The following is a 4,527-nucleotide window of genomic DNA, read 5'->3' on the forward strand; positions in this document are numbered from 1 at the left end:
TGAAAAATATGAGCGAATCATTCGCAAAAGCACGACTTTGAAGAGAAGCATGCATCATGTCAAATTCACCGGAGCTGCAACCCATGGTCAAACTGGTGCAGGCAGGGCGAGGGTTCTGGCTGTCAGCGCGTGGCCGTATGTTATTGCAGGCCGAGCGAGCCTGCCTGGGACCAGTGTCAGATCGCTGGTTTGGACACCATGGGTTGGAGCTCGGGCTGGGTGGTCAAATGGCAGATACTTGCCCGGTACGCCATTTGATGCGCTGGGTGCCGTGCCTTGAGCTAGCTGATACGGCTGAAAGCCTGGTGTGTCACCCGGATGGGCTGCCATTGCCTGATGGCTGTTTGGATCTAGTGGTGATTCACCACTTGCTTGAGGTGGCTGAGGAGCCACATCGGCTCTTGCAGGAGGCTGCCCGGGTAGTTGCAGATGACGGTCACCTGATCATATTCGGGTGGTCACCGTTGTCACCATTTGGCCTTTCAAGGCTGCTGCCAAAGCGACGACGCGAGTTCTGTGGTCAGGGTCGATGGCGCACCCCATCCCGGCTTGCCGAGTGGTTGGCGTTTGTTGATTTTGAGGTGCAGCGGGTAGACTACTGCGGCTTTCGCGTGCCCGGACGGCCAGTGGGTAACCGTAGGCTGGAGGTGTTCGGGCGGCGCCATAATCTGCCGTTGGGGGAATGTTACATGATACATGCTCGGCGGCGTTCAATGCTGGCCCGGCCGAACCGCAAGCAGTTGGCTTTTGGTAAGCCCATGGTTGGGCATGCAATAAACGGCGCGACCCGGCTGAGGAAGCAGCCTGAACAGATAACCAGGGACGAGTAACGGATAATGGATACTGACGCCTCTGGCATCACGCAGAATGAACTGCTCAGTGAAGTGACAATCTATACCGATGGTGGCTGTCGGGGAAACCCCGGGCCCGGTGGTTGGGGTGTTTGGCTGAGATGGGGTGATCACGAAAAGTCACTGAAAGGCGGTGAGCATGACACCACCAATAATCGCATGGAGCTGATGGCTGCGATCATGGCCCTGCGCACACTCAAGCGCCCGTGTAAGGTCGTGTTGTGGACAGACTCCGAGTATGTACGTAAAGGCATCACCGAGTGGATCCATGGCTGGGTAAAGCGCGGCTGGAAAACCGCGGCCAAAGCACCGGTCAAGAATGCCGATCTGTGGCGCGCTCTGTTGGAAGAAACCCAGCGACATGAGGTGGAGTGGCACTGGGTAAAAGGCCACAGCGGGGTGGCGGGCAATGAAAAAGCCGACAGTCTGGCTAACGAGGCGATTGATGAGCTGAGCTGACTATTGCGCCTTATCGACATTCATATCACCAGTCTTACCCAACAGCGAGATCGGGCATGCGTCAAATCATTCTGGATACAGAGACCACTGGCATCGACCCCCGTGCAGGGCATCGTATGATTGAAATCGGTGCGGTGGAGATGGTCAACCGCCGGCTGACCGGTAATACCTACCACCAGTACATCAATCCCGAGCGTGAGATCGAAGCCGAGGCCATGGCGGTGCATGGCATCACCAATGAGCGGGTGGCCAACGAGCCGCTGTTTGCCGATATCGCCGACGCCTTCTGGGACTTTATTGATGGCGCCGAGCTGATCATTCATAACGCTCCCTTTGATGTCGGCTTTATCGACCATGAAACACAGCGGCTGAATAAAGCCCGCGGTAAGCCGGTTCTAGGGCCTGTTGCCGAGCGCTGCGGCATCCTTGATACCCTGACCATGGCGCGCAAGATGCATCCCGGTCAGCGTAATAGCCTGGACGCACTGTGTAAGCGTTACACCATCGACAATGGGCACCGAGTATTGCATGGCGCCTTACTGGATGCCGAGATTCTGGCCGATGTGTATCTGGCTATGACTGGCGGCCAGACAGCACTAATACTGGACAGCAGTGACGATCACTCACAGCGCAGCGGTGCCGAGGACACTGGCGGTCTGTCGATCAGGCGGCTGTCGGCTGAGCGGGCGCGGCTGAGCGTGGTGGTGCCTGATGTCGGGGAGTGGCAGGCCCACCTGGACAAGCTTGAGCGCATCCGTCAGGCCGCCGGTGAATGTCAATGGGACCGTCTGGACAGTCAGAACGCTCAGGCAAGTGAAACGGAGAGTCACTGATGCTACGTCGTGAGTTGCCGATGTCCGAAAAGTCCGGGCGTTTGATACTGCTCAGTCAGGGGCGTCTGGCCATGGGACGGGATGAGACGCCGTTGTTTCCCCACTGCAGCTGGGATGCGGACGTACAGCCGCTATGCTGGTGGCATGACGAGCCGGTGGGCTTACTCAGCATTGATGCCGATAAAACAACATCTGACATCTTGCACAGTAGCTTGCAGCACTGCGAGTGGCTGGATGGTCGGGCCTGGATGGCCAGGCTGCCCGAGTCTTGGTTTCCTCTGCTGTCAACGGCGCTGCAGGTTGGTGCATGGCTTGCCAACCACCGCTTCTGCGGCCGCTGTGGGGTACCCGCGTCGCGCCTCAATCATGAGTTCGCGATGCACTGTGACAGCTGTGGCCACCGCAACTACCCGCGAATTTCGCCCTGTATTATCACCCTGGTTACCCACGGCGAGTCGTTGTTATTAGCCCGCAGCCCACGTTTTCGCCCCGGCCAGTATTCTACACTGGCCGGGTTTATTGAGCCGGGGGAGTCAGCCGAAGAGGCCGTGCACCGTGAGGTCTATGAAGAGGTCGGACTGTTTCTTGGCGAGATGCGCTATTTTCGGAGTCAGGCCTGGCCGTTCCCACATGCCTTGATGCTGGGGTACTTTGCCGAGGCAGCAAGCCGGCGAATTCGTATTGACCAGCATGAAATTAGCGATGCCGCCTGGTTTTCTCCGCGCACCTTGCCACGCCTACCACCGCCGTATTCGATTTCCCGGGCACTGATCGAGACGCATCTGGCCAAGGTGAAAGAAGGCTGAGGCTGCTATCCGTTTCGATTAGCCAGCGGGAAACAGTGACGTCAGCTGGGTGGCCAGCATGACGTTGCCGGTGGCTTTGATCTTGCCGGTCATGAATGCGGTCATACCGTTGATGTCACCAGTCATCAGCCCTTTGAGCACGTCAGTGGACATGGTCAGGCTCACGGAGGGGTCGTCGTGTTCGCCTTCAGCCACATCCAGGCTGCCGTCCTTGATGATCAGGTGGTGATCACCCTTGTCGGTGAAGTGAAACTGAAAAACTTCATCCATGCCTTGGGCGGCGTCAGGATTGAAGCGTGCTTTCAGGGTGTCGAGGGTACCGTCGGACATTGTTCAGGCTCGCTTTGTCAAAATTGTCTGGCAAGAAAGTCAGCAAAATGCTGGTAGAATCCCAGCCTATTTCAAACAACTGTTTAGTTCAAGCATGTTGCCGGCAAATTCATGTGCCGGTCGGCTGCGGGGAGGCTCAGATGGGTGATGTGTTGAAGGAACTGGCGATGTTTAGCGCCCAGTTGGTGCTGGTCGCTGTTGTGGTTGCCATTGTTGCAAGTGCCGTGCTGCGTCGGCGTGATGGCAGTCCGCCCCTTGGGCAGCTGCAGCTGGAGGATATGAACGCCCGCCATGAGCTGCGCCTAAAGCGGCTGAAGCAGCATGTGGGCAGCCAGGAAACGCCCAAAGGATGGAGCAAGGTCACACTATGGTTTGGAAAGCACCGGGGCAGGAAACAGGCTGACAAGAACCAGGACGGCGCTGAGGCGCACGTCTGGGTGCTCGATTTTCACGGCGACCTGAAGGCCAGCGGGGCAGGGCGACTGGGAAAGGAGATCAGCGCCTTGCTTGACGTGGCTGAAGCCAACGATGAAGTGGTGTTGAAGCTCGAGTCACCGGGAGGGTTAGTGCATGCCTATGGCCATGCGGCGGCTGAATTTGACCGCCTGAAACAAGCCGGAATATCGACTACCGTCTGTGTTGATCGCGTTGCAGCCAGCGGTGGCTATCTGATGGCGTGTGGGGCCGACAAGCTGGTTGCTGCTCCCTTTGCTGTGCTGGGCTCTATTGGCGTGATTGCCCAGGTACCCAATATCCATCGCCTGCTCAAGCGCCACGATATTGACGTGGAGCTCCATACCGCCGGGCGTTATAAGCGCACACTGACGTTACTGGGGGAAAATGATGACGCGGGAAGGGAAAAGTTCAGAGAGGATCTGGAAACTGTGCACCAGCTCTTCAAGCATTACGTCGCTGAGCGTCGTCCGGCTCTGGATATGGAGCAGATAGCCAGTGGCGAAAGCTGGTATGGCAGCGAGGCGTTGGCGCTGGGCTTAATTGATGAGTTGGGTACTAGCGAGCAATATCTGGCCGAGAAGCTCAAGAGCTCCCGGGTGACTGCTTTGCGGCTTGTCGAGCGCTCATCACTGGCATCGCGGCTGGGGATGGCGGTATCGCTGGGCATGGAACGGGGTGTCCAGCGAGTGATCGAAAGCCTGGAAGCCAGCGGCTGGCATAAGCGGTGACTGCTCCCTGCCCTAAGCGCTGACGCGCCACGGGCGAGGCTTCCCACTTCTCAGGCAGCTGCCG

6 protein-coding genes are annotated in these 4,527 nt (G+C 57.9%); 5 read left to right on the forward strand and 1 reads right to left on the reverse strand.

Annotated features, from left to right (window positions below; genetic code table 11):
- Positions 1–56 precede the first annotated feature (56 nt).
- From ACTH3D_RS12700 to nudC, 4 genes are read left to right on the forward strand one after another with little or no spacing between them, the layout of a single operon-like run.
- Positions 57–830, forward strand: a complete 774-nt coding sequence (locus tag ACTH3D_RS12700) for a class I SAM-dependent methyltransferase (RefSeq protein WP_441667496.1) — start codon at positions 57–59, stop codon at positions 828–830.
- 6 nt (positions 831–836) lie between these two features.
- The gene (gene rnhA / locus ACTH3D_RS12705; protein WP_441667497.1) at positions 837–1,310 is read left to right on the forward strand and encodes a ribonuclease HI; all 474 of its coding nucleotides are present in this window, start codon (positions 837–839) and stop codon (positions 1,308–1,310) included.
- Positions 1,311–1,366: 56 nt separating this feature from the next.
- A complete protein-coding gene (gene dnaQ / locus ACTH3D_RS12710; protein WP_441667498.1) occupies positions 1,367–2,143 on the forward strand; it encodes a DNA polymerase III subunit epsilon in 777 nt (258 codons plus the stop codon).
- Positions 2,143–2,949, forward strand: a complete 807-nt coding sequence (gene nudC / locus ACTH3D_RS12715) for an NAD(+) diphosphatase (protein WP_441667499.1) — start codon at positions 2,143–2,145, stop codon at positions 2,947–2,949. Before dnaQ ends, nudC begins: the two co-directional genes overlap by 1 nt.
- 18 nt (positions 2,950–2,967) lie before the next feature.
- Here nudC and ACTH3D_RS12720 read toward each other — a convergent pair whose 3' ends face one another.
- Entirely contained in the window at positions 2,968–3,279 is a 312-nt protein-coding gene (locus ACTH3D_RS12720; RefSeq protein WP_441667501.1) for an SCP2 sterol-binding domain-containing protein, read from the reverse strand.
- Positions 3,280–3,419: 140 nt separating this feature from the next.
- Between ACTH3D_RS12720 and sohB the strand changes: the two genes are divergently transcribed.
- A complete protein-coding gene (gene sohB / locus ACTH3D_RS12725; protein WP_441667503.1) occupies positions 3,420–4,463 on the forward strand; it encodes a protease SohB in 1,044 nt (347 codons plus the stop codon).
- Positions 4,464–4,527 lie beyond the last annotated feature (64 nt).

Origin of the sequence: Halomonas sp. (genome assembly GCF_052095765.1) — a bacterium.
Taxonomy (GTDB): Bacteria; Pseudomonadota; Gammaproteobacteria; order Pseudomonadales; family Halomonadaceae; genus Halomonas.